Origin of the sequence: Streptomyces phytophilus (genome assembly GCF_013870535.1) — a bacterium.
GTDB lineage: Bacteria > Actinomycetota > Actinomycetes > Streptomycetales > Streptomycetaceae > Streptomyces > Streptomyces phytophilus.
Genome location: NZ_JACBXC010001661.1, coordinates 1 through 1,094, shown reverse-complemented (window position 1 = coordinate 1,094; position 1,094 = coordinate 1). Strand labels below are relative to the sequence as shown.

General features: G+C 73.9%; 2 protein-coding genes. One reads left to right on the top strand and one right to left on the bottom strand.

Annotation, left to right across the window (positions count from 1 at the left end):
- On the bottom strand, positions 1 to 546 hold a 546-nt coding region (locus tag H5J30_RS35040), incomplete at its 3' end, for a CYTH domain-containing protein (protein ID WP_258563696.1).
- A 127-nt stretch (positions 547 to 673) separates the two neighbouring features.
- Here H5J30_RS35040 and H5J30_RS35035 point away from each other — a divergent pair.
- Positions 674 to 1,094: DoxX family protein (locus H5J30_RS35035; RefSeq protein ID WP_181791831.1), on the top strand; the 421-nt coding region annotated here is incomplete at its 3' end.

Here is a 1,094-nt window from a genome sequence, read left to right as displayed (position 1 = left end):
GAATGGCGGGTGCCTCCCGGCGTCAGGGGCGACCTGGATGGCAGTCGGTGAGGGCGGGTGGGCCTCCACCTCGGCCCACCGCGCCGTCGCCCCCGTCTCCGGGCGCTCCGCGGTCACCCGGTCGACGGAGACCTCCACGACCGGTTCGCCGTCCGCGCCGAGCAGTTGGTGCACGTCCCGCTCCGAGCGGATGCGGACCACGGGCGCCAGCTCGGCGTCCCGCGTACGGGAGCGGACGAGGGCCGCGAGGCGGCGCGGGATGTCCTCGCCGAGCGGGGCGCGAATCTCGTCGCGTACGCCCGCGGCCACCGGCAGCTTCAGGTGCCAGCCCGCGTCCTCGCCGCCCGTGCGGCGGCGCAGGGTGATGCCGTCGGCGGCCAGCCGGCGGGCGGCGGTGTCGTAGTAGACGGCGTCGAGCAGGGCGGTGCCCTGGTCGATCACCGCCGTGACCCCGTCGACGCCCGTCAGGTCCGGCAGCGGGGGCAGTTCGCGGGCACCCGCCGTGGCCTCGTACTTCCGCTCGATTTCGCGCACCGTGTCCACCATGAATCGAATTTAGCCGCGCTCGGGCGGTTGGTCATGAGGTGTGCGGGGTCGGATCGCGGAATGTGCCGGGTGGCGGGGGTCCCGGGGGTGTCCTAGCGTCGCGCCCAGAACGACAAGGAGCTCGCCCATGGCCCAGACGCGCACCATCCCCGTCATCAGCTACGCCGAGGACGTCGAGGAGGGCGTGACCGGTGTCGACGCCGGGCTGCTGGTGCTGCGGGCGGTGGTGGGCGTGATCGTGGCGGCGCACGGGGCGCAGAAGCTCCTCGGCTGGTTCGACGGCGCGGGGTTCGACCCGACGGCGGCGACCCTGGGCGCGGCCGGCTATCCCGCGGAGCGGGCGATGACGTGGGTGCTGGGGTTGAGCGAGATCGTCGGCGGCCTCGCGCTGGTCCTCGGCTTCCTCACCCCGTTGGCGGCTGCCGCCGTGATCGGCGTGATGATCAACGCCGTGGCGGTCAAATGGGGCTTCGACTGGAGCGGTCCGATCGCGGCGACGGATCCGCGGGGCATCGAGTACGAGTTCCTGCTCGGCGGCGCGGGCGTCG